Annotated in this window: 23 protein-coding genes, 1 other RNA gene and 1 riboswitch; of the genes, 20 read left to right on the forward strand and 4 right to left on the reverse strand. The window is 62.3% G+C overall.

The annotated features are described in order from the left end of the window. Positions 1 to 272: 272 nt before the first annotated feature. The 12 genes from HA052_RS23800 (at position 273) to speB (ending at position 12,541) form a co-directional block, all read left to right on the forward strand. A complete protein-coding gene (locus HA052_RS23800; RefSeq protein ID WP_277345150.1) occupies positions 273 to 794 on the forward strand; it encodes a GspH/FimT family pseudopilin in 522 nt (173 codons plus the stop codon). 2 nt (positions 795 to 796) lie between these two features. Next, complete coding sequence (gene pilV, locus HA052_RS23805; protein ID WP_166453913.1) at positions 797 to 1,366, forward strand: type IV pilus modification protein PilV; 570 nt, start codon at positions 797 to 799, stop codon at positions 1,364 to 1,366. Next, positions 1,363 to 2,124: a PilW family protein gene (locus HA052_RS23810; RefSeq protein ID WP_166453931.1), complete on the forward strand. Its 762-nt coding sequence runs from the start codon at positions 1,363 to 1,365 to the stop codon at positions 2,122 to 2,124. Before pilV ends, HA052_RS23810 begins: the two co-directional genes overlap by 4 nt. Then, the gene (locus HA052_RS23815) at positions 2,121 to 2,528 is read left to right on the forward strand and encodes a pilus assembly PilX family protein (RefSeq protein ID WP_081549650.1); all 408 of its coding nucleotides are present in this window, start codon (positions 2,121 to 2,123) and stop codon (positions 2,526 to 2,528) included. The genes HA052_RS23810 and HA052_RS23815 overlap by 4 nt, the downstream gene beginning before the upstream one ends. 11 nt (positions 2,529 to 2,539) lie before the next feature. After that, positions 2,540 to 6,919, forward strand: a complete 4,380-nt coding sequence (locus HA052_RS23820; protein ID WP_166453914.1) for a pilus assembly protein — start codon at positions 2,540 to 2,542, stop codon at positions 6,917 to 6,919. Positions 6,920 to 6,928: 9 nt separating this feature from the next. Further along, complete coding sequence (locus HA052_RS28050) at positions 6,929 to 7,378, forward strand: type IV pilin protein (protein WP_081549646.1); 450 nt, start codon at positions 6,929 to 6,931, stop codon at positions 7,376 to 7,378. A gap of 137 nt (positions 7,379 to 7,515) precedes the next feature. Continuing rightward, positions 7,516 to 8,016 (forward strand): D-glycero-beta-D-manno-heptose 1-phosphate adenylyltransferase, encoded by a 501-nt coding sequence (rfaE2, locus tag HA052_RS23830; RefSeq protein WP_081549644.1) that lies wholly within the window; start codon positions 7,516 to 7,518, stop codon positions 8,014 to 8,016. Next, positions 8,013 to 8,978, forward strand: a complete 966-nt coding sequence (locus HA052_RS23835; protein ID WP_346774585.1) for a biotin--[acetyl-CoA-carboxylase] ligase — start codon at positions 8,013 to 8,015, stop codon at positions 8,976 to 8,978. The genes rfaE2 and HA052_RS23835 overlap by 4 nt, the downstream gene beginning before the upstream one ends. Further along, the gene (locus tag HA052_RS23840) at positions 8,975 to 9,691 is read left to right on the forward strand and encodes a type III pantothenate kinase (RefSeq protein ID WP_166453915.1); all 717 of its coding nucleotides are present in this window, start codon (positions 8,975 to 8,977) and stop codon (positions 9,689 to 9,691) included. Before HA052_RS23835 ends, HA052_RS23840 begins: the two co-directional genes overlap by 4 nt. Next, positions 9,688 to 10,503, forward strand: a complete 816-nt coding sequence (locus tag HA052_RS23845) for an SPOR domain-containing protein (RefSeq protein ID WP_166453916.1) — start codon at positions 9,688 to 9,690, stop codon at positions 10,501 to 10,503. Before HA052_RS23840 ends, HA052_RS23845 begins: the two co-directional genes overlap by 4 nt. A gap of 146 nt (positions 10,504 to 10,649) precedes the next feature. Beyond that, positions 10,650 to 11,429, forward strand: a complete 780-nt coding sequence (locus tag HA052_RS23850; RefSeq protein ID WP_019100843.1) for a YoaK family protein — start codon at positions 10,650 to 10,652, stop codon at positions 11,427 to 11,429. A 146-nt stretch (positions 11,430 to 11,575) separates the two neighbouring features. After that, positions 11,576 to 12,541, forward strand: coding sequence for an agmatinase (gene speB, locus HA052_RS23855; protein WP_166453917.1), 966 nt, complete (start codon positions 11,576 to 11,578; stop codon positions 12,539 to 12,541). 31 nt (positions 12,542 to 12,572) lie between these two features. Here speB and HA052_RS23860 read toward each other — a convergent pair whose 3' ends face one another. From HA052_RS23860 to cobT, 4 genes are all read right to left on the reverse strand, one after another. After that, positions 12,573 to 13,037, reverse strand: coding sequence for a GNAT family N-acetyltransferase (locus HA052_RS23860; RefSeq protein ID WP_166453918.1), 465 nt, complete (start codon positions 13,035 to 13,037; stop codon positions 12,573 to 12,575). A gap of 89 nt (positions 13,038 to 13,126) precedes the next feature. Next, positions 13,127 to 13,855 carry an adenosylcobinamide-GDP ribazoletransferase gene (cobS, locus tag HA052_RS23865; RefSeq protein WP_166453919.1) on the reverse strand — a complete coding sequence of 243 codons (729 nt, stop codon included), beginning with the start codon at positions 13,853 to 13,855 and terminating at the stop codon, positions 13,127 to 13,129. Further along, positions 13,843 to 14,445 (reverse strand): histidine phosphatase family protein, encoded by a 603-nt coding sequence (locus HA052_RS27785; RefSeq protein WP_081549632.1) that lies wholly within the window; start codon positions 14,443 to 14,445, stop codon positions 13,843 to 13,845. Before HA052_RS27785 ends, cobS begins: the two co-directional genes overlap by 13 nt. Next, positions 14,442 to 15,485 (reverse strand): nicotinate-nucleotide--dimethylbenzimidazole phosphoribosyltransferase, encoded by a 1,044-nt coding sequence (cobT, locus tag HA052_RS23875; RefSeq protein ID WP_166453920.1) that lies wholly within the window; start codon positions 15,483 to 15,485, stop codon positions 14,442 to 14,444. The genes HA052_RS27785 and cobT overlap by 4 nt, the downstream gene beginning before the upstream one ends. Positions 15,486 to 15,634: 149 nt before the next feature. Continuing rightward, positions 15,635 to 15,879, forward strand: a riboswitch (cobalamin riboswitch). Positions 15,880 to 16,060: 181 nt separating this feature from the next. On the opposite strand from cobT, the gene HA052_RS23880 reads away from it, so the two are divergent. The 8 genes from HA052_RS23880 to HA052_RS23915 all read left to right on the forward strand — a co-directional run bounded on the left by HA052_RS23880 (position 16,061) and on the right by HA052_RS23915 (position 21,040). Beyond that, complete coding sequence (locus tag HA052_RS23880) at positions 16,061 to 17,911, forward strand: TonB-dependent receptor domain-containing protein (RefSeq protein WP_166453921.1); 1,851 nt, start codon at positions 16,061 to 16,063, stop codon at positions 17,909 to 17,911. Between the two features lie 12 nt (positions 17,912 to 17,923). Beyond that, positions 17,924 to 18,457, forward strand: coding sequence for a bifunctional adenosylcobinamide kinase/adenosylcobinamide-phosphate guanylyltransferase (cobU, locus tag HA052_RS23885; protein ID WP_166453922.1), 534 nt, complete (start codon positions 17,924 to 17,926; stop codon positions 18,455 to 18,457). After that, positions 18,454 to 19,326 (forward strand): cobalamin-binding protein, encoded by an 873-nt coding sequence (locus HA052_RS23890; RefSeq protein ID WP_166453923.1) that lies wholly within the window; start codon positions 18,454 to 18,456, stop codon positions 19,324 to 19,326. The genes cobU and HA052_RS23890 overlap by 4 nt, the downstream gene beginning before the upstream one ends. Positions 19,327 to 19,347: 21 nt before the next feature. Beyond that, positions 19,348 to 19,557, forward strand: coding sequence for a hypothetical protein (locus tag HA052_RS23895; RefSeq protein WP_019101794.1), 210 nt, complete (start codon positions 19,348 to 19,350; stop codon positions 19,555 to 19,557). Next, complete coding sequence (locus tag HA052_RS23900) at positions 19,554 to 19,865, forward strand: cell division protein ZapA (protein WP_019101793.1); 312 nt, start codon at positions 19,554 to 19,556, stop codon at positions 19,863 to 19,865. The genes HA052_RS23895 and HA052_RS23900 overlap by 4 nt, the downstream gene beginning before the upstream one ends. 31 nt (positions 19,866 to 19,896) lie before the next feature. Beyond that, positions 19,897 to 20,080: non-coding RNA, 6S RNA (gene ssrS / locus HA052_RS23905), on the forward strand. Positions 20,081 to 20,090: 10 nt separating this feature from the next. After that, the gene (locus tag HA052_RS23910) at positions 20,091 to 20,717 is read left to right on the forward strand and encodes a 5-formyltetrahydrofolate cyclo-ligase (protein WP_166453924.1); all 627 of its coding nucleotides are present in this window, start codon (positions 20,091 to 20,093) and stop codon (positions 20,715 to 20,717) included. Then, positions 20,708 to 21,040: a DUF1294 domain-containing protein gene (locus HA052_RS23915; RefSeq protein ID WP_166453925.1), complete on the forward strand. Its 333-nt coding sequence runs from the start codon at positions 20,708 to 20,710 to the stop codon at positions 21,038 to 21,040. Before HA052_RS23910 ends, HA052_RS23915 begins: the two co-directional genes overlap by 10 nt.

A 21,040-nucleotide genomic window follows, 5' to 3' on the forward strand; every position in this document is an offset into this window, starting at 1 on the left:
CCCGAACAGGACCGTGAAACGCCTTAGCGCCGATGATAGTGTGGCATTCGCCATGTGAAAGTAGGACACCGCCAGACGCCCCATTGCGAAGCCCAGCTCACACGAGCTGGGCTTTATGCATTTGTACGGCATGGCGCGAAGCCTTGTTTTTTCCCATTTCTGCCGCTTGTCTTTCCCTTCTGTCTTGATTTAGTTGCCGCTTGTCCAGCCAGACTTGTCTGCATCCGCTTCTCTATACAATCCTGAAAAATAGCTTAAGCAACGGGAATGGAATGGGCCGGCGAGCGACGTTGGGGGGCTTCACCATGGTTGAGCTATTGGTGGCCATTGCGGTGGTGGGGATTGGCCTGGCATTGGCGGTGCCGGCGTTCAACCAATTCATCGACACGAATCGTTACCAGGCGCTGTCGCGCGCTTTGGTGGCGGACATGACCAATGCCCGCGCCGAAGCGATTCGCCGCGGCGTGCCAGTAGGTGTGTGCGCATCCACCGATGGCAGCAGTTGTTCCAATACGGCCAGCAATTGGTCGGTGGGTTGGTTGGTTTTCGCCGATCTCGACGGCAGCGGCTCGCCTTCGAGTACTGAAATCCTGTCGGTGCATAATCCTGGCGGCGCCGCTGTTGCTTCGAGCACGGTGGCCGGCTTTCGTTTTGCGCCCAGCGGCGAAGCGAGGGGCGCGACGGCCAGCGGCACGCGCCTGACCACCACACTGCAGATTCTGTTTCAAAGCCAGACCACAACGGCCAGCAGTACGGTGCAGGTGGCGCCGTACGGCTTGATCAGCGGGAATTGAATATGCGCGCACGGATAAGAGCGGAGGCAGGGTTCTCCTTGCTGGAGGTGCTGATCTCAGTGCTGGTGGTGGCTCTGGGTCTGTTAGCCATGGCCGGCATGCAGTTGAAGTCTATCCGAGATTCGCATGACGCTTATATGCGCAGCCTGGCTTCGGAACTGGCGGTAGAGGCGGCCGAGCGGGTGCGAGCGGCGACGGGCGATCAGATTTACGCCCTGAATTCTGCTAGCAATCAGATGGATTTGAATAGCGCGCTGGGGTGCTACGCCTCAGGGGTGGCGACGTCGGCATGTACTAGCAACAGTTCCACTATTCAGAACATCGCGGCGTCCGATACTGCCTATTTCGCCTCAGCGACTACCAATATGTTTGGTTCTGGCACTGTGCAAGTTCTGTTGAAAAAAACGGATGGAACGAGCGCCAGCGCCTTGAGCGATTGCAGCTACAGCCTGGCCGGGGCCTCCGGCACGGGTACGGCCTGTCAGGTTTCGGTCAGCGTAAGCTGGCAGGAAAAAGCGGCGAGCGGTACCACTCCCATGCAAACCCAGACCTTCGAGTACCGATTCCGATGAAAACCTTGGCGATGCGCAGCCGCCATGAGTGCGGCATGACCTTGATTGAGCTGATGGTGGCGTTGACGCTGGGCTTGATGGTGCTGCTGCTGGTCGGACAGGTGTTCTATTCCAATAAGACCGTGTTTCGCAGCCAGGCGGCGCAGGCCGAGGTGCAGGAAAAGGGGCGTTTCGCCATTCGCTGGATATCGGAACAAGTGCGTCAGGCCGGCTATGTGGACACCACCAGGTTGGCCAATGGCCTGGCCGTCAATTTCCCCGCCAGCGGCACGACATTCACGAGCGCGGGTACGGTGTTGCTAGAGGCGAGCGGCACTTTGAACTACCGCTTTTACGGAAATAACGATAATCAGATCATAGATTGCCAGGGCAGTCCGGTGGCCAGCGCGTCGACGGCTTATAATTTTGCGATTGCCCGTACCGCCAGCGATGTGATGACCTGCACCTCGACGGGGAGCACCAGCACGGTGCTGAGCGGGGTGAAGCAGTTGGTGCTGATGTATGGGGTGGATAGCAGCACGACGCCGGATAATATTCCAGAGAGCTACGTCGCTGCTGCGAGTGTTGCGGATTGGACCAAGGTGCATGTGGTGCGAGTGTGCATCTTGGTGGAGTCGGACACCCAGTACACCGCGCCCAGCGGCTACTCGGTAACCGATTGCAATGGCAATGCCTATCCGGCGGCCGGGGTGTCCAATAACGGCAAGCTGGCGCGTACCTTCCGGACGTCCATTTTCTTGCGGAACAATCTGTCATGACGGCCAAGACGCGACAACAGGGTTTTTCATTACTGGTGGCCCTGATCTTCCTGACCGTGTTGGCGATGCTCGGCTTCGGGGCGGTGCGTTCAGCCTTGATGGAAGAAAAACTGGGCGGCAACAATCGCGAGCGGGCCATTGCCTTTATGGCGGCGGAAGTGGCGATGCGTCAGGCTGAGACTTATATCGCCACGGCGGACAATCTGCCGGCGAGCGGCACCACGGCGAGCGGCACTGTCGCCGTGCCCAATTCGGCCGCGTCCGCCACCTATACCATCAGCTATGTCAGCACCAACGGGGGACGCGATTACTACCGCCTGCTGGCGACAGGCTACGGCGGTCGCAAGACCCTGTTGAACACAACCCAGACGCAATTGGAGTCTGTCGTCTGGGTGGAGCAGTAAGGAGACGGAAGATGGCGCGCATCTTGATGCAAGGTTGCTTGAGTCTGATCTTGGCCCTGACCCAGGGAAGCCTGGCCTGGGCGTTGACCATTCCGACCCAGCCCTTATTGCAAAACACTTTGCAAGTGAACCCGATCAATCTGCTGGTGATGGGCAAGAGCCATAATCTATTTGTCGCGGCTTACAACGACTATACGGATCTGGACGGTGTCGGGATGCCGGATATCGGCTACAAGCCCAAGTCCATCGATTATTACGGCTATTTCGACTCCTTCAAGTGTTACACCTATAGCTCGTCCAGCAGCGCTTTTATTCCCTATGCGACGACCAGCGACAAAACCTGCGACGGCTCGCACTGGAGCGGGGACTTCCTCAACTACGTCACCATGTCGCGCATCGATGTGCTGCGCAAATCGCTGTATGGCGGCAAGCGGGCCAGCGCTTCGCCCGCGACGCTGATCCGCTCCAACATCCCGCTGGATGCTCATGTCTGGGGCAAGTCTTTCGGCAGCGTCATTTCCACCAGCCCAACGGTGTCCTTGGCCTCCTACGTCGATACCACGCTAGGCGTGTCCAAGTATGAAAACGGCGCCGGCACCTCCACAAGCACCATTGCCAGCATGCTGTCGGCGGGCCGCAACATCGTCATGGTGAACATGGACAACGGCAGCTATCCCGGTACGCCGGTGCTGCGGATCGCGGCTATGGATCCTACCAAGAACGTGATGACGGACTGGGTCAGCACCGAGAGCAACGGCAAGCTTTCGCAGAACTTCACCGCCTTGACCCTGCAAGTGCGGGTTTGCGTGGCGGGTCTGCTGGAGAGCAATTGCAATCAGTACGGTAGCAATTACCTGCCCACCGGCCTGCTGCACAAATACGGCATCAGCAGTAATATGGAGTTTGGCTTGCTGACCGGCTCTTACGATTCGCCGCAACTGGGCGGGGTGCTGCGCGACGCCATCGGCAAGTTCGGCAATGAGTTGAACAGCGACGGCACTTTCAAGGCCGGGGGGATTGCCGACATCATCGACCGCCTCAGGATCAACAAGTCCGGCACCAGCTACAATACCTCCACCAGCGGCAGCGGCAACTGGGGCAACCCGGTGGCTACCATGTATTACGAGGGCCTGCGTTATCTGGCGGGTAAGAGTGGGCCCAAATTCATCACCGGTTCCACCTCAATCGACACCAGTACTCTGGGTTTGCCCAAGATCACTAGTTGGACCAATCCCTATAACGGCAGGGCCTGGTGCACCAAGCCCTTTGTCACCGTGATCAGCGAGGCCTTGACCTCCTACGACAGCCAGATGCCGGGTTCGCCCTGGGGCTTCTCCTACAGCAATGATTTGAGCGGGATGAACGTTAGCCAGCTGGGCAGCACGCTATGGGGCTATCAGTTTGGCAGCGGCAGCAAAAACGTGATGATAGGCGAGGTGTCCGGCGGCACCGCCGACGGCTTGCCTACCAGCAAGTCCGCCTCCAATTTCGACGTTCGCGGTTTGTCGCCGGAGGAGCCGACGCGTCAGGGTAGTTTTTACGCGGCGATGGCCGCCTATTACGCGCGTACCAACATCCTGGTGACACCGACCAGCCCGCCCAGCGGCGCCACTTTGGCGCCGGTGCGCACTTTCGCGGTGGGGCTGTCCTCGCCCTTGCCCAAGATCACCGTGCCCTTGGCCGGCGGTTCGGTGACGCTGGTGCCTTTCGGCAAGGTGGTGAACGGTGCAAGCAACACCATGACCATCACCAACTTCTTCTTGACCAGCGCTGCCAGTGACGGTAGTTCTTATTCTTTTCAGGCGAACTTCGACGACAGCGAGTTCGGCAGCGACTACGACCTGGACTCGATCGCCACCTATCAGATCACCAAGGTGGGCAGCAATCAGGTGCAGGTGACGGTCAACTCCACCTATGCCGCCAGCGGCTATTGGAACCACCTCGGCTTCATCATTTCCGGTGTGCAGCCCTTGGCCGGGGCCTCTACCGAGAACAAGGCCGGTGCTTATCTGGTGGTGCGCGAGAACGATACCACCCAGAACACCGCGACCCAGTGCATTGGCACCAGCAGCGGTCAGACCGGCTATAACCCGCTGAACTATGGTCTCAGCAGCGGCTCTTGCCGCGTGTTGCCGTTGACCTTCACCGCCACCTTCACATTGGACCCCACCAAGGGCTCGACCACCTTGTTTGAGAGCCCGCTATGGTATATGGCGAAGTACGGCGGCTTCACGGACAACAAGACCAATCCCAGCAACCCTAATTCCTTCGACCCCAATAATGTCTGGCAGTGGGATGCTGACGGCGACGGCAACCCCGACAATTACTCTCTGGTCAGCAACCCGTCCAAGTTGAACGCCCAGTTGGATCAGGCCTTCCAAAACATCAGCAACCAGAACGGCTCGGGCTCGGCCGGCGTGGGCAGCAAGTCCACGATTAGCGGCGACACCTATTACTACGAAGCCTCCGTCAACAGCGCGGACTGGTCCGGGGATTTGAGCGCGCGCAAGATTTTGGTCAGCGGCACCAGCCTGTCCTTGAGCAGTCCGTTGTGGAACGCCAAACTGAAGGTAAACAGCGATACCGGTCGCCAGATTATTACTTCCAGCGGTGGCATCGGCGGGGGGCAGGCCTTCCAGTGGTCCAGCCTGAATACCGTGCAGCAGCAGGCTTTGCGGGCTTCGCTGACCGAGCTTAGCTCAGTGACGCAAAGCCGGCTGAACTATCTGCGGGGCAGCCCGGCGAACGAGGGCTACGGCAGCACCCAGTTCCGGCCGCGGCCCGCCACCAAGCTGGGGGATATCGTCAATTCCTCGCCGGCTTACCTCCCTGCGCCGGCGAGCGGCTCCAGCGATCCCAACTACAATACCCCTAGCTACCAGTCCTTCGTGGGGAGCAAGGGTAGTCGTTCCTCCATGGTGTACGTGGGCGCGAACGACGGCATGTTGCATGGCTTCCAGGCCACGACCGGCATGGAACTGTTGGCCTACATTCCCTCGCCGGTATTCGGCAATCTGAACCAATTGGCCAGCAACTCCTATACCCATAATTTTTATGTCGACTCGACCCCGGCCGCCGTCGACGCCCAGATCGGCACCACCTGGGGCAGCTACCTGGCCGGCGGCCTGGGCGCGGGGGGCAAGGGCCTGTATCTGCTCGATATCACCAGTCCGGACAGCTTCAGTGAAAGCAGCGCCGCTTCCATCGCCAAATGGGAATTCAACGCCACCAACGATCTGGATATGGGCTATGTGTTTGGAGCGCCTCAGATCATCAAACTCAATGACGGCAAGTGGTATGTGGTCAGCCACAATGGTTACAACAGCACCAACGGCGACGCCGCTCTGCTGATTCTGTCGCTGAACCCCAGCGTCAGCTGGATCCTGAACAACAACTACTACAAGCTCTCCACTTTGTCCGGCACCGCGGTGTCGCCCAATGGCCTGTCCAGCATCGAGCCGGTGGATCTAGACGGCAACGGTACGATAGACGTGATCTACGCGGGGGACCTGAAGGGTAATTTGTGGAAATTCGAACTCAGCTCCAGTACTCCGTCCAATTGGAAAGTGGCACTGAACGGCGTACCGTTGTTTAGCGCGAAAGACGGCAGCGGCGTGGCGCAGCCCATCGTGCTGGCACCGGTGACGGCTACCATGCCGGTCAGCAATGGCGCTACAACGGCGAGCAACACTAACCGGATGGTGATGTTCGGCACCGGCAAGTACATTGAAAGCTGCGACAAAACCAGCAGTTGCAGTACGGAATCCAACAACCACAGCGTGTACGGCATTTGGGACTGGGGCGCGCCGGTCTGCGATCGCCGTCTGTTGTTGCAACAGACCTTGTCCACCAATGTGATCAGCGGCACCACTTACCGGCAAGCCACCAATACCTCAATCAGCTGGAAAGACTACACGCTGGCCAATGCGACGGCGAACCAGAGCTGCTCGACGCAATACGGCTCGATCAGCTCCTCCTACGGCAAGCTGGGCTGGTACGAGGATTTGAACATCAGCGGCGAGCGAGTGGTGGGGATGTTGAACTATTATTCGAAGACGCTGGAGTACCAGACCTATATCCCCTCTTCGGATGCCAGCGACATTTGCACGCCCAAGGACGCCGCCTATATTCTGCGGGTGCAGTACGACAACGGCGGCGCAGGGATCAAGCCCAAGCTGGCGGACACCGTGGCGCAAACGACGGACTCTTCCGGCAACTACAAGCCCATCATCGGCAAGCAGATGGGCGGCTCGCTGGGGACCACCGATTTTGTCTTGAGCGGCAAGGTCTTCTCGCTATCCAGCAGCACCACGGGGAGCACCTCAATCACCGGCTGGAATCTGGCACGCAGCTGGAGGCGGGTTACCTGGCGCGAACTGATCAATAACTGAGGGCGGGGAATGAAATATTGCAACAGGCGGACACGGAGTACGCTTTCCGGCTTCACCTTGATAGAGCTGATCATCGTGGTGGCCATCGTCGGCATCTTGGCCAGCATCGCCCTGCCGGCGTACACCAACTACGTGCAGCGCACCTATCGGGCCGAAGCGCAGACCGAGTTGCAAGCCATTGCCCAGGCTCAGGAAAAATACTTCACGCTCAATAACGGCTATGCATCCACGTTGACGGCGCTGGGCTACGCCTCCTCCAGCCTCAGCAGCCAGGATAGCCGCTACACCATCACCATGGGCGACCTGAGCGCCTCCGCCACGCTGGCCAATGGCCAGGGGTATTCGCTGCAGGCGGCGCCGGCTGGGGGGCAGGTGGGGGAAAGCTGTGGGACGCTAAGCCTGAACAGCCTGGGCAGCAAGGGAGCCGCCAGCGGTACCGTTAGCAATTGTTGGCGCTGAGGGCGAAACGCGACAGCCTTGCGAGGAGTGTGTGGCTTGGTTAGCGGCAGCGGTGGGGGGCTGTGGTATCCTTCGCAACTTGATGTCCGTGGGGGCCGCGTTCGCCCATGGACGATTGCCGAGTTTGAAGGAAGCCGATGTCCTACCCGACGCCTTTGTTCGAAAATAAAGTCTGCACCCAGGAACAGCTGGCGGAGAAGCTGGCCGCCTTGCCGCGTCCCATCGTTTTTACCAATGGCTGCTTCGATATCCTGCATCGCGGGCATGTGACTTATCTGGCGCAGGCGCGCGCCTTGGGCGCCAGCCTGGTGCTGGGTTTGAACACCGACGCTTCGGTGCGTCGTCTGGGCAAGGGCGACGACCGGCCCATCAATCCTCAGGACAACCGCGCGGCGGTATTGGCGGCGCTGGAAAGCGTCAGCCTGGTGATCTGTTTCGACGAAGACACCCCGGCGCAATTGATCGAGCAGGTGCGTCCCGACGTGCTGGTCAAAGGCGGCGACTGGACGCCGGACAAGATCGTCGGCAGCGCTGAAACGCTGGCGCGCGGCGGTTCGGTGCATTCAATACCTTTCCTGTTTGATACTTCCACTACCGCTACGCTGCACAAGATCCGGGCCAACGAGGCCAAGCAGTGAGCGAGCATGCTTTCGCGGTGCTGCGCCGTCTCGCCGACGGCCGCTTCCATTCCGGCGAGGACATCGCCGGCGAACTGGGGTGTTCCCGCACCCTGGTTTGGCAAGCGGTGCACGCCATCCAGCAGGACTTGGGCGTCACCGTGTTCAGCGTGCGAGGCCAGGGCTATCGCTTGGTGGCGCCGTTTGAATGGCTGGACGTGTCGGCTATCCGCGATGGTCTGGACGAAGCGGCAGCGGACACGTTTACGTTGGCGGTGGCGGAGCGTACGGACTCCACCAACTCCCAATTGTTGGCGCGCGCCGCCAGCGGCGGCCTGCACGGTCTGGTGTTGGCGACGGAGCTGCAAACCGCCGGGCGGGGCCGGCTGGGGCGACGCTGGCAGGCGCGGCTGGGTTCGGGCCTGACCTTCTCCCTGCTGTGGCGTTTCGACCGTGGCCTGTCCCAACTGGCCGGGCTGTCCTTGGCGGTGGGAGTGGCCTTGGCGCGGACGTTGCGGCGCTTGGGCGCGCCGGTGGCCTTGAAGTGGCCGAACGATGTGCTGCTGAACGAACGCAAGCTGGCCGGTATTCTGATCGAGCTGTCCGGCGATGCGCTGGGGCCAACCGCGGTGGTGATCGGCGTCGGCATGAATGTGAGCGATCCGGGCGAAGTGGACCAGCCGGTGGCCTGTTTGGCCGAGGCCGGCGTCAAGCTGGCGCGCAGCGCGCTGCTGGCGGAACTACTGAACGAATTGCATCGAGTGCTGAGCGATTTCGACCGGCATGGCTTCGTGCCCTTGCGTCAGGAGTGGATGAGTTTGTCCGCGCATCAGGACGCGCCGGTCTGTCTGAGTTTTTCCCATGGCGACCCGGTACAGGGTGTGGCGCGCGGCGTGGCCGAGAGCGGCGCGCTGCTGGTGGACACCGCCGGCGGGATGAAAACCTATCACGCCGGCGAGGTCAGTTTGAGGAAACTGGCATGAAGTTGTTGATCGACGCCGGTAATAGCCGGGTCAAATGGGCGGTGCATGATGGTCGCGGCTGGTTGGTGCGGGGCGCGGTGGAGCACGGCGAGATCGCCGGCCTGGCCGAAGCCTGGCGGCAATGGCCGATTACGGCCGCCTGGGGCGCGTCGGTCGCGCGCGAGGAGGTGGCGAAAGCCTTGGCGGCGGCGGCGCCTTGCCCCTTGCGCTGGGTGCGCGCGGAGGCAGGCTTCGGCGATGTGCGCAACGCTTACCGTAATCCGGCCGAGCAGGGCGCCGACCGCTGGCTGGCGGTGCTGGCCGCGAGGCAACTGCATCAGGGCGATGTAATCGTCGCCTGCGCCGGCACCGCTCTGACCGTGGAGGCCTTGACCGCCGAGGGCGAATATCTGGGCGGGCTGATTGTGCCAGGGTTGAATCTGATGTTGAGCAGCCTGGCGCGCAACACCGCCAATTTAGACCGTTCCGCCGGGGTGGTGACGCCGTTCCCGCAAGGGACCGAAGATGCCTTGGCCAGCGGCGCGGTATTCGCGCTGACCGGCGCGGTGGAAGCGCAGCGCCGGCAATTGCAAGCGCATACCGGACGCGCTCCGGTGCGGGTGCTGCTGACCGGCGGCGACGCCGCGAGCTTGGCGCCTTGGCTCGCCGGGCCGGTCGAGATCGTGGATAATCTGGTGTTATTGGGCTTATTAAGAGTGGCCGACGAAAAATGAAGTGGTTTCTAGCCTTGGTCGTGGTGCTGAATTTGTTGGTGGCGATGTATGGCTCGTTCAAGCAGCGTCCGCCGGCGGACGTGCGGGCGCAGGAAGTGAGCCCGGAGTTGGTCAAGCTGCTGCCGGCTAACTGGAAGCCGAACGCCGCCTCCGCGCCGGCCGCTTCCGCTCCGGCGGCGGAGCCTTTGCGCGAATCCTCCGCGCCCAAAGCGGACAAGCCCGCCGCGGCCAAGAAAGCTCCGGAAGCGTCCGCGCCGAAAACGGCGGCGGCCAAAGCGGAAGCCGCCAAGCCCGAACCAGGCAAAGCGGACGTCAAGTCCGAAGCAGCCAAGCCGGCGGAAACCGCCGTGGCTTGCTTGCAATGGGGGCCGCTGGACGAGAAGCTGCTGGCCAGAGTCAAGGGCGGCGTGCCGCAACTCAAACTCAAGGCCGGCCAGTTGAGCGAGGCCAGCAAGGAAGAAACCGCCGGCGGCGGGCGCTTCTGGGTTTACTACCCGCCGTTGGCGACTCAGGCGGAGACTTCGACGCTGTCGTCCGAGCTGAAGGGCAAGGGCTTCGACAACTACATCGTCAAGAGCGACGATTTCAAAGGCCATCTGTCGCTGGGCCTGTTCGGCAAGGAAGACGCGGCCAAGGGCTTGGCCGCGCGACTGAAGGCGGCGGGCTACGACAAGGCGCTGGTGCAGCAGAAGGGGCAGAAGGCGAGCAAGACCACGCTGAGCTTCAAGACGCTGGACGCGCAGCAGGCCGACAAGCTCAAGGCGCTGCAAAAGCGGCTGACCCCGGGAATCGGCCTGAAATCCTGCGGATGAGGCGGCTAGTTTTGATCTGACTGCTTGCCAGCGCCGACGCGGCGATGCACTATCAAGCATCGCCCGCGGCAGGGCGCAGGCGCAGTGTCTTCATTTCTCAGATAGCGGCGGCCATTGGCCGCCGTTGTTCATTCTGTCAGCAGGATATGTCCAGACGAACCAACATCACCCGGCTGTTGGACCGGGGTCGTTTCAATGACCACACCTTGCGGCATTTGGGATGGTCCATGGCCTTCATCGCCGGCGCCCTTAACGCCGGCGGCTTCCTCGCCGTGCACCGCTACACCTCGCACATGTCCGGCATCGTGTCCGGCATGGCCGACGAATTCGCGCTGGGCGAGGTCACCTTGGGCTTGTCCCTGCTGGTGATGCTGTTGTGCTTCATCGCCGGCGCCATGCACAGCTCCTGGCTGATACTGTGGGCGCGTCGGCAGCGGCTGCGCGGGGGTTACGGCGTGTCCATGATGGAGGAGGCCGGCCTGCTGCTGTTGTTCGGCTTGCTGGGGGCCGCGCTGTCTTTGCACAAGGGCTTTTTCACGCCGTTAACCGTGATGCTGCTCTGCTTCATCATGGGCATGCACAACACCATCGTCACCAAGCTGTCCGGTGGCCTGTTGCGCAGTACCCACATGACCGGCATCGCCACCGACATCGGCATAGAACTGGCCAAGCTCAGCTACTACGGCCGTAAAAGCATGCCCAAGGTTAAAGACGTGCGCGCCAACCGCGTCAAGCTGCGCACTTATTTGCTGATCCTGCTGTCGTTTTTCGGCGGCGGCGTGGTGGGCGCGCTGGGCTTCAAGCATATGGGATACAGTTTCACCCTGCCGCTGGCGCTGCTCTTGTTTTTGTTGGGCTTGCGCCCGGTCTGGTACGATGTTCGGCTGCGTTTCCGGCTGTGGCGCATCCAGCTGGAAAGCCATTGATTAGATTGGTTCTTGTGCGTGCGCATCGTGGCAAACTCCAGAGTTCCGCCCCAAGGGGGGCGGCAGCCTTAAGCCGTCGGCTGTGCAAGATGGACGGTAATCGTCGGGACGCCTGAGCCCGGCGTACTCTCTCGCGGAGAGTCTTCATGAGCGAAACCATTTTCGGCGACGGCGCGATCCGCCGTCAGGGCCTTCACGGCTCTTCCATTGAAAACACCTATGCCGGCGTGCTGTCTTTCATGCGTCGCAACTACAGCCGCGACCTGCCCGGCGCCGACGTGGTGGTGTCCGGCATTCCGCTGGACCTGTCCACCACTTTCCGCTCCGGCGCGCGGCTGGGCCCGCAGGCTATCCGCGCCGCCAGCGTGCAACTGGCCGAGCTGAGCCCCTTCCCCTGGGGCTTCAACCCCTTCGACGACCTGGCGGTGATCGATTACGGCGATTGCTGGTTCGACGCGCACAATCCGCTGACCATCAAGCCCTCCATCATCGAACACGCCCGCACCATCCTGGCCTCCGGCGCCAAGATGCTGACTTTCGGCGGCGACCACTTCATCACCTACCCGCTGCTGATCGCGCACGCCGAGAAATACGGCAAGCCGCTGGCGCTGCTGCACTTTGACGCTCACTGCGATACTTGGCCGGACGATGAGCCGGACAGCCTGAATCACGGCACCATGTTCTACAAGGCGGTGAAAGATGGCCTGGTGGATCCGAAGAAGTCGGTGCAAGTGGGCATCCGCACTTGGAACGACGACTTCATGGGCATGAATGTGCTGGACGCGCCCTGGGTGCACGACAACGGCGTGGACGCCACCATCGCGCGCATCAAGGAAGTCATCGGCGACAGCCCGGTTTATCTGACTTTCGACATCGACTGTCTGGACCCTGCGTTTGCACCAGGCACCGGTACTCCGGTTCCAGGCGGCCTCAGCAGCGCCCAAGCCTTGAAGATCGTCCGCAATCTGGGTGATTTGAATATCGTCGGCATGGATGTGGTGGAAGTGGCGCCCGCTTACGACAACAGCGAGGTCACGGCCATTGCCGCCGCGCATCTGGCCTGTGACATGCTGTGCCTGATGCGCAACAAGAAGCTGGCCGGCACGCTTTAAGTCGTTGGCGTATGCAAGAACGCCGCTTTCATCAAGCGGCGTTTTTATTTGCGCGGAACCAGGACCAGACGCGCGCCGGCACGGCCGCCGGCTCGCGCCGCAGCTCCATATAGCGTTCTCCGTCGCGTAGTTCGGCGAAGCCCAGCCGGCGGTAGAAGGGGCGCGCGTCGCGCGACACCAGCAGGAAGCGCCGCAGCTGCTGCAGTTCGGGGTGGTCCAGCGCCGCCTCCATCAAGGCGCGCCCGACGCCGAGACGGCGTGCTTCGGCCAGCACGAACACATCGGACAGATAGGCGAAGCTAACGTAGTCGGTGACGATGCGGGCAAAGCCCAGTTGTCGCTGCCCGCTGTAGGCGCCGAACACCAGAGAGTGCTCGATGGCCTTGTCCAACTGCGCCCGCGTCAGGTTTTGCGCCCAGTGGGTCTGAGCCAGGAAGCGCTGAATCATGTCGCGGTCCAGCCGGCCGCACTCGCAGCTGATCTCCAGATGGGCCATGGCGGCTCCGTGCGATGACGACGCCGCCAGTATCCGCGCGGGGCATCTCCGCCGGATGACGGGGAAATGGCGAAATCTTTACAGCGTAGCTAGACTGCCGGCCAGCGGACCGTCAGCAGCAGCAATAGGCCGATTTCGCATAGCTCGATGCCCGCGCCCAGGCAATCGCCGGTCATGCCGCCCAGCTTGCGCAACAGGAAGCGACGCCAAGCCAGCGCCGCCAGCGGCGCCAGCAACAATGCCGGGGCCAGCCAGGCGGACAGCGCCGCCAGCAGCGTCGCGTTGACGGCCAGGCTGGACCAGTGGCGGCGCCAGGCAAAGCGCTCGCCGCTGCCGGGCGCGATCGCCGGCAGGCTGGCGGACCAATACACCGCGAAACAGCGGCACCAGGCGGGAATCAGCAGCAGGCCCCACGCCGGCGTCGGCTGTTTGGCCAGCAGCATCAGTAAGATCAGTTTGGCGACGATGGCCAGGATCAAGGCCAGAGCGCCGAAGCTGCCGACGTGAGGGTCCTTCAGCACTTCAAAGAAACGCTCGCGCGAGCGGTGCGCCGCGCCCAGCGCGTCGGCGAGATCGCCCAAACCGTCCAGGTGCAGGCCGCCGGTGACCCAGGTCCACATCAACAGCGCCAACAGCGCCGCCAGCCAGGGATCGCTCAGGCGGCCCAGGCTTAGCGCCGCCAGCAGCAGCGCGCCGACGATCAGGCCCACCGCGGCGAACCAGCGCGCGCTGTCGGCCAGCCATTCCTGCTTGAATTCGCGTAGCTGGGGCGTGGGGAGGCGGGTCAGGAATTGCAGCGCCAGAATCAGTCCGCGCACGGGGCTTCCAAACGCATCAGGTAGGCTGGGTGCCCTTCTAGAATGGATAATTGGGCAAAGCCGCCGCGTTGCACCGTCATCAGCTTGGCCACCGAGAAGTCCGCGCCAAGCAGCTCCGCCAGCAAGGTGGTGATGACGCCGCCGTGGGTGACGAGCACCCGGTGGCTGCCGTTGGCCGTGGTCATCCATTCGGACAGGCCGGTCAGCACCCGAGTGCGGAAAGCTTCGTAGGGCTCGCCGCCGGGCGGTGTCAGTTCGCCGGCGGCCAGCTTGGCGCGCCAGTCCGGATAGCGTTGCGCCAGAACCTGTACGTCCATGCCGTCCCAGTCGCCGAAGTCCATTTCAGCGAACCTTGGGTCCACTTTCAGCGTCAGCGAGCCATGCAAGGCGTGCCGGACCGAAAACTCGCGACAGCGCTGCAAGGGCGAACTGGCCATCGCCGTTACCGGCGCCAGCGCGCAAATGCGCTGCCAGCTTTGCGCCATTTGTACGTGCCCCGTGGCGTTCAGCGGCAAATCGCTGCTGCCGATCAAGCGGCCGTCATGGTCGATTTCGCCGTGGCGCAGCAGGGTCAGCGTGTAGGGGTTCATTCCGCTTTTCCGGTGATGCCTGCCTCGGCGAAGGTGGCCATCTCGTTGTGCAGGCGGATGGCCATTTGCAGCAAGGGCACGCACAGCGCGGCGCCGGAGCCCTCGCCCAGATGCATGCCGAGGTCCAGCACCGGCTCCAGCTTCAGCGCGTGCAGCGCCAACAGGTGGCCGGTTTCTTCCGAGCGGTGACTGGCCAGCAACCAATCCCCCAAGCGAGGCTCCAGCGCCAGCGCGCAGAGCGCGGCGGCGCTGGCAATGAAGCCGTCCACCAGCGCCGGCGCGCCTTGCGCGGCGCTTTCCAGATAGAAGCCGGCCATGGCGGCGATTTCCAGGCCGCCCAGCTCGGCGAGGGTTTCCAGGGCGGACAATTCGCGACTGGCGACGCGGGCCAGTGCGACGCGCACCACTTGGCGCTTGGTTTCCAGGCCGGCCTCGTTCAGGCCGGTGCCGCGGCCGACGATGCGTTCCGGCGACAAGCCGGCGAGCCGGCAGATCAGCGTGGCGGACGCGGTGGTGTTGCCTATGCCCATGTCGCCGGCGATCAGCAGATTGGCGCCGCTGGCCAAGGCGCGGCGCGCGGCCTGGCGGCCCACTTCCAGCGCGGCCTCCGCCTGCGCCGGCGTCATCGCGGCTTCCCTGGCCAGATTACCGGTGCCGGCCCGCACTTTTGCGTGGACGATGGGCAGCGCGGAGACGTCGCTGAGCACGCCGGCGTCCACCACCTCAAGGCGCGCGTCCAGGCTGTGCGCCAGCACGCAGATGGCAGCGCCGCCATTGGCAAAATTGCGCACCATCTCGCCGGTTACCACCGAGGGATAGGCGGACACGCCTTCCGCGGTCACGCCGTGATCGCCGGCGAACACCGTGATGGCCGGCCGCAGCGCGTCCGGGCAGGTCTTGCCCTGCCAGGCGGCGAAGCGGCAGGCCAGCTCTTCCAACCTGCCTAGGCTGCCCGCCGGCTTGGTCAGTGTGGCCTGGCGGGCGCGGGCGGCTTGATAGGCGGCGAAGTCGGGTGAGCGAAAGGTGTCGGTGAATGTCATGAGATGGCCAGCTCCAGCCTGGGTGAGAGAGTGATTCAGCGGCGACTTTAAGCGATAGCCCTGCACGGGGGCAACCCGCAGTCGATGGACAATTTGATCCTAACTAAACATATTTCTTTTGGCACCATCCCGTCGGGATGCTCTCCGGTATAATCCAGAGCCTAGCAGGTGTCCGCGTCTCAATGGCGCGGATGAAACGGGAAGCCGGTGAGAAACCGGCGCTGCCCCCGCAACGGTAAGGCCTGGCGTGTAGGAGCTGTTCAACAGCGTCGCGTTTGACTCGCGAGCTTTTGAGGCTAAACGCCCAGGCGATGCAACTGCCACTGTCCATGGGATGGGAAGGCGCATCGCCCCAAGGCCCAGCCCGGAGACCGGCCTGCTGGCATGCGCGATCATGGAAACAACACTCGCGCGCGCAATGGCCGCCCGGAAGGCGACCGCACTGGAGTATCGCGGGGAGGCGATCCGACAGACGGCCCGGCGCTCTGCCGTGGCGTCCCCCTTTTCATGCCTTCTTCGCACTCTCCCTAACAATGCCGCCACGGCGGCCAGATCATAAAAGTGGAGTGTGTTTCATGTTCAAGCCCCAACAATGCGCGTTGCTGGTCTCGCTAGCTTGCGCCGGCCAGGCCTACGCCGCCAATGTGCCCGAGTTTGCCGGCGATCCGGTGGTGGTGACGGCGAGCCGAGTTGCGCAACCGCTGTCGCGTACACTGGCCGATGCGACCGTGGTCACGCGCGAGGAAATCGAAGAAAGCGGAGCGCAAACTCTGCAACAAGTGCTGTCGCGCCAGGCGGCTATCTCGATTGCCAGCAACGGGGGCCCTGGCAGCGCCAGCAGCATCTATATCCGCGGCAACAAGGATAGTCATACGGTGGTGCTGGTGGACGGTGTGCGGATTTACTCCGCAACGCTTGGCACTACGATGATCCAGAATATTCCCTTAACGCAGATCGAGCGAATTGAAATTCTGCGGGGACCCGCGTCCAGCTTATACGGTGCCGATGCAATCGGCGGGGTGATTCAGATTTTCACTCGGAAAGGCGAGGGTGAGCCGCGCTGGAACGCAGGGGCGGAGTTTGGCAGTCGAGGTACTGGCAAGCTAAGCGCCGGTGTAGCGGGGAAGTCGGGAAATACCGCTTATAGCCTGCAGTTGTCGCATGCTCAATCTGATGGTTTTTCGGCGACCAATCCACGCAATACGGGTTACTACAACCCGGACAACGACGGGTATCGCAATGATAGTTACGCCGCTAGCTTGACGCAGACCTTGTTGCCTGGCCATGACTTGACCGTGCGTCTATTCCAGACCTTCGCTGAGACTGACATTGACTATACCAATGCGTGGAAGGGGCAAGATCGCTCCAAGTCGCGCCTGACCGGACAGAGCGTTGAATCAAAAAATCGTTTCAATGACGTCTGGACAAGCACTTTGCGTTTTGCTCGCAGTCAAGACAAGTCCGAGGAGTTCCATAACGATGATTTCGATCGCCGCGCCAGCTTTTTCCAGACTACGCAGAACGAATGGCAGTGGCAGAATGATCTGAATACCAAGATTGGCGTTTTTATTCTGGGCACGTCCCATTTGGACCAGAAAATCGCTAGCGATGGTATCTATACCAAAAACACCCGCACCACCAATGCCGGATTCGTGAGCTACCAGTTGGAGTTGGGCAAACATCTTCTCCAAGCCAGCCTTCGAAACGATCATGATGATCAATTTGGAGGGAAGACAACTGGAAAAGCCGGTTACGGCTATCGTTTCGCTGATGCTTGGTTGGCGCGTGTAGGTTATGGCACAGGGTATAAAGCACCGTCCTTTAACGATCTGTACTATCCGGGCAGTGGCAACCCCAATCTAAAGCCGGAGAGTTCAAAGAATACAGAATTGGCCCTGCAATACCGAAAAGATGGCCGTTCGGCTAGCTTGACCTTATTTCAGAACAAAGTGGAGCAGTTGATTCAGTGGGCGCAAACCGACCCCACGGATTTCAATTCATGGCGCCCGAGTAATGTGGATCGCGCAACGATCCGGGGGCTGTCATTGGAGGCGGCGGCCCAATGGCTCAGTATCGATTGGCAAGGTAACTTGACGTTGATGGATGCGCGAGACGATAAGACAGGCAATTGGTTGGCAAATCGGCCGCGCCAGAGTGCCAGCGTCTCCGCCGCCAAGCAGTGGGAAAAATGGACGCTGGGAGCGGAGCAGCAAGTCGCGTCGCGTCGAGCAGGAGATGCGACTAATTCGGAGGCCAAAGCGCTGCATGGTTACGGCGTGACCAATATTTTTGCCAATTATCGTTTTGCCAAAAATTGGACTGCCACGGCTCGAGCGGACAATCTGTTCAATCGTGAATATGAAACCGCTTATGGGTACAACACCGGCGGGCTGGGTGTTTTCCTTGGGGTTCGTTTCAGTCAGTAAGGAATCATCCCCATGCCCCACCTAATCACCGGCGGCGCGCGCAGCGGCAAGAGCCGCTACGCCGAATCCCTGGCCCTGGCCCATCCGGGTCCGGTCTGTTATCTGGCCACGGCGGAGCTGCGCGGCGGCGACGCCGAGTTCGCCGCCCGTGTCGAGCACCATCGCCGGCGGCGTCCGGCTGAGTGGTCGCAGGCGGATGCCGGCCGCGGGCTGGCCGCCGAGCTGCTGCGTCACGACGTGGCTGGCGGTCTGCTGCTGATAGATTGCCTGGGCATGTGGTTGATGCGCTTTTTCGACGAGGACGGCGGTTTCGACGCAGCCGGTTTCGAGCAGGAGCGCGCCGCGCTGCTGGCTGCGCTGGAACAGGCGAGGGGCGAGGTGCTGCTGGTCAGCAATGAAATCGGCTGGGGTGTGGTGTCGGCCAGCGCCCAGACTCGTTGCTTCGTAGACGAGTTGGGGCGTTTGAACCAGCAAGCGGCAGCGGTTTGCCGGCGGGTGACATTGGTGGCCTGCGGCTTGCCGCTGGTGTTGAAAGGCGAGGCATGAGACGGTTGTTGGGTTTGACGCTGCTGTTGAGCGCGCTGCCGGCGACGGCGGCGGTCAGCGTTCAGGACGGCAGCGGACAGACCATCACGCTGGCTCAGCCGGCGCAAAGGATTTTGACCCTGGTGCCGCATGCCACGGAAATGTTGTACGCGATCGGCGCCGGCGACAAGCTGGTGGCCACGGTGGAGTATAGCGACCACCCGGACGCCGCCAAGCGCTTGCCGCAGGTGGGCAGCTTCACCGGCTTCAGTCTGGAGGAAGTCATGCGCCAGCGGCCGGACCTGGTGGTGGCCTGGCGCGACGGCGGCGCGCCGCGTGAACTGGAGCGTTTGCGCGGCCTGGGCATTCCCGTTTATCTGAGCCACCCCTTGCAGCCGGACGACGTGGCCAAGGAAATGCTGGCGCTGGGGCGGCTGGCCGGCGCGGATGGGAGCTCCGCCAAGGCGGCGGCAGGCTATCGCCAGCGCTTGGCGGACCTACGCCAGCGTTACGGCGCGCGCGCGCCGGTGAGGGTGTTCTACCAAGTCAGCCAGACGCCCATCTTCACCGTCAGCGACCAAAGCTTCATGGGGCCGTTGATTCGCCTGTGCGGCGGCGTCAATGTGTTTGGCGATGTCCGGCAACCGGCGCCGCAAGTGTCCGCCGCCACTGTGGTGGCGGCGCGTCCGCAGGCGATTCTGGCCGGAGACGAAGCCAGCCTGCGGATGTGGCGTCGTTGGCAAACGCTGCCGGCGGTGGCCAAAAACGCGCTGTTCGCCCTGTCGGGCGACGCCATGGTCGTGCCCGGTCCGCGGCTGGTGGATGGCGCGGAGGCCTTGTGTCTCGCGCTGGACACAGCGCGGCAGCGGCTGGGTTTGACGGCCAAGTGAGCGCCGGCTATCCTCGCCGCCATGGACAAGGAACTGGAATATCTCGAGTCGCGGGTGACGGCGTTGGTGGCGCGCATTCGCGAACTTGAAACACAAAACGGCCGTTTTGCCGAAGCGCTGTCCGAAGCGCTGCGCGACAATGCGGAGCTGAACTTCAAAGTCAACGAAACCCGCGCGCGGGTGGCGGCTCTGGTCGAGCGCCTGCCCAAGGCGTCGGAGGATGCAGAATGAGCGACGTGGCTCAGGTTGAAATCGAACTGCTGGGGCGTTCCTTCACCATCGGCACCCCGGCGGAAGAAAAGGAAACGTTGCAAGAGGCGGTGCGCTTGCTGGCCGGCAAGATCGAAATGATCCAGCAGCACGGCAAGGTAATGGACGCCGACAAGATCGCCATCATGGCCGCGCTGAACATCGCCCACGATTTGTTGAAGACAAAAGTGGGAGAGGGCTTGGAGATGGCGGCGTTTCAGCGTAAAATACGCAGTATGAGCGAAGCCGCCGACCAAGCGCTTCGCGAAAGCCAGCAAGCGCTGTTTTAAACGCAGAGCAGCTGGCGAACACCAAGGTCAGTACCCCCTGCGGTGTTTGTGAAGGCACACAATTCCTTTGTACCAATGCGTTCGCTTCAGGCTGCCAGCGTGAGTCATGGGCGTGCCGCGTCCTCTTGAGGATGCGCCCGAAATGACTGGCAGGCGGCCCTCCCTGGAAACAGGGTACAAGCGAATTTTGCCCGAACGACACTCGCGGGGGCTCCCCCCTCTGCCATGACCTCACTTTCCTTTGTTTCCGATCCGGTTTCCCTAGACAAGCCCGCATTGCGCAGGCGGATTCGCCGTGCGCGTCAGGCGCTGAGCACTAGCTATCGCTTGCAGGCGATGCGGGCGATCGCGCGTCACGCCTCGCGGCTGCTCAAGCGCGGCAAGCGCGTGGGCGCTTATCTGGCCGCCGGCTCGGAGCTGAATCTGGAAGTCCTGATGAGCGCAGCGCTGTGGCGCGGCGCGGAAGTCTATCTGCCACAGATCCCGCGGCGCGGCCGCCGGCTATGGTTCAGCCGCGTGGGCGCGGCGGACCGCTGGTATCTGCATCCGCGTTATCGAATCGCCGAATACGACGGCCCGGCGCTGCGCGCCGAACGGCTGGACGTGTTGTTCGTGCCGCTGCTGGCCATTGACGACGACGGCTATCGCATGGGCCAGGGCGGAGGCTTTTACGATACCACGCTGGCCTTCCGCCAACGCGCGCGTCAGTTCGGCAAACCCTTGCTGGTGGGCGTGGCCTACGATTGCCAGCGCGTCGAGTGCGTGCCGCGCGAAGCGTGGGACGTCCGGCTCGATTATTTGTTGACCGAATCCGGCCTGCGCCGGCTGCCCTTGAGCCCCTTATGCCGCTAGCCGTTGTCTTCCTGGCCGTTTTGCCGGCCTTGGCCCTGCTGGGGCGCTTGGAGTGGGCGGTGGCGTGGCTGTATCTGAGCCTGAGCCTGCTGTGTTTTGTGCTGTACTGGCGGGACAAGCGGGCGGCGGAGCGCGGCGGGCCGCGTACGCCTGAGGCCAGGTTGCTGTGGCTGGGCGTGTTGTGCGGCTGGCCAGGGGGGCTGATGGCGCGCAGGCTGTTCCGCCATAAGACCGTCAAGCAGCCGTTCCGGCTGCTGTTCTGGTGCGGCGCGGCCTTGAATCTGGCCGCGCTGAGCGGCTGGTTGTACCTGCGGGCAAACTGA

It is taken from the genome of Chromobacterium fluminis (assembly GCF_011602385.1).
In the GTDB taxonomy this organism is placed as follows: domain Bacteria; phylum Pseudomonadota; class Gammaproteobacteria; order Burkholderiales; family Chromobacteriaceae; genus Chromobacterium; species Chromobacterium fluminis.

Bases quoted from the DNA above. Each gene is read 5' to 3' on its own strand.
- HA052_RS23850 (WP_019100843.1), top strand. From the start codon at position 10,650: ATGTCCAGACGAACCAACATCACCCGGCTGTTGGACCGGGGTCGTTTC.
- HA052_RS23910 (WP_166453924.1), top strand. From the start codon at position 20,091: ATGACCTCACTTTCCTTTGTTTCCGATCCGGTTTCCCTAGACAAGCCC.
- HA052_RS23890 (WP_166453923.1), top strand. From the start codon at position 18,454: ATGAGACGGTTGTTGGGTTTGACGCTGCTGTTGAGCGCGCTGCCGGCG.
- HA052_RS23915 (WP_166453925.1), top strand. From the start codon at position 20,708: ATGCCGCTAGCCGTTGTCTTCCTGGCCGTTTTGCCGGCCTTGGCCCTG.
- HA052_RS28050 (WP_081549646.1), top strand. From the start codon at position 6,929: ATGAAATATTGCAACAGGCGGACACGGAGTACGCTTTCCGGCTTCACC.
- HA052_RS23845 (WP_166453916.1), top strand. From the start codon at position 9,688: ATGAAGTGGTTTCTAGCCTTGGTCGTGGTGCTGAATTTGTTGGTGGCG.
- rfaE2 (WP_081549644.1), top strand. From the start codon at position 7,516: ATGTCCTACCCGACGCCTTTGTTCGAAAATAAAGTCTGCACCCAGGAA.
- HA052_RS23800 (WP_277345150.1), top strand. From the start codon at position 273: ATGGGCCGGCGAGCGACGTTGGGGGGCTTCACCATGGTTGAGCTATTG.
- HA052_RS27785 (WP_081549632.1), bottom strand. From the start codon at position 14,445: ATGAACCCCTACACGCTGACCCTGCTGCGCCACGGCGAAATCGACCAT.
- HA052_RS23880 (WP_166453921.1), top strand. From the start codon at position 16,061: ATGTTCAAGCCCCAACAATGCGCGTTGCTGGTCTCGCTAGCTTGCGCC.
- pilV (WP_166453913.1), top strand. From the start codon at position 797: ATGCGCGCACGGATAAGAGCGGAGGCAGGGTTCTCCTTGCTGGAGGTG.
- cobU (WP_166453922.1), top strand. From the start codon at position 17,924: ATGCCCCACCTAATCACCGGCGGCGCGCGCAGCGGCAAGAGCCGCTAC.
- HA052_RS23820 (WP_166453914.1), top strand. From the start codon at position 2,540: ATGGCGCGCATCTTGATGCAAGGTTGCTTGAGTCTGATCTTGGCCCTG.
- HA052_RS23810 (WP_166453931.1), top strand. From the start codon at position 1,363: ATGAAAACCTTGGCGATGCGCAGCCGCCATGAGTGCGGCATGACCTTG.
- HA052_RS23900 (WP_019101793.1), top strand. From the start codon at position 19,554: ATGAGCGACGTGGCTCAGGTTGAAATCGAACTGCTGGGGCGTTCCTTC.
- HA052_RS23840 (WP_166453915.1), top strand. From the start codon at position 8,975: ATGAAGTTGTTGATCGACGCCGGTAATAGCCGGGTCAAATGGGCGGTG.
- HA052_RS23860 (WP_166453918.1), bottom strand. From the start codon at position 13,037: ATGGCCCATCTGGAGATCAGCTGCGAGTGCGGCCGGCTGGACCGCGAC.
- HA052_RS23815 (WP_081549650.1), top strand. From the start codon at position 2,121: ATGACGGCCAAGACGCGACAACAGGGTTTTTCATTACTGGTGGCCCTG.
- speB (WP_166453917.1), top strand. From the start codon at position 11,576: ATGAGCGAAACCATTTTCGGCGACGGCGCGATCCGCCGTCAGGGCCTT.
- HA052_RS23895 (WP_019101794.1), top strand. From the start codon at position 19,348: ATGGACAAGGAACTGGAATATCTCGAGTCGCGGGTGACGGCGTTGGTG.
- cobT (WP_166453920.1), bottom strand. From the start codon at position 15,485: ATGACATTCACCGACACCTTTCGCTCACCCGACTTCGCCGCCTATCAA.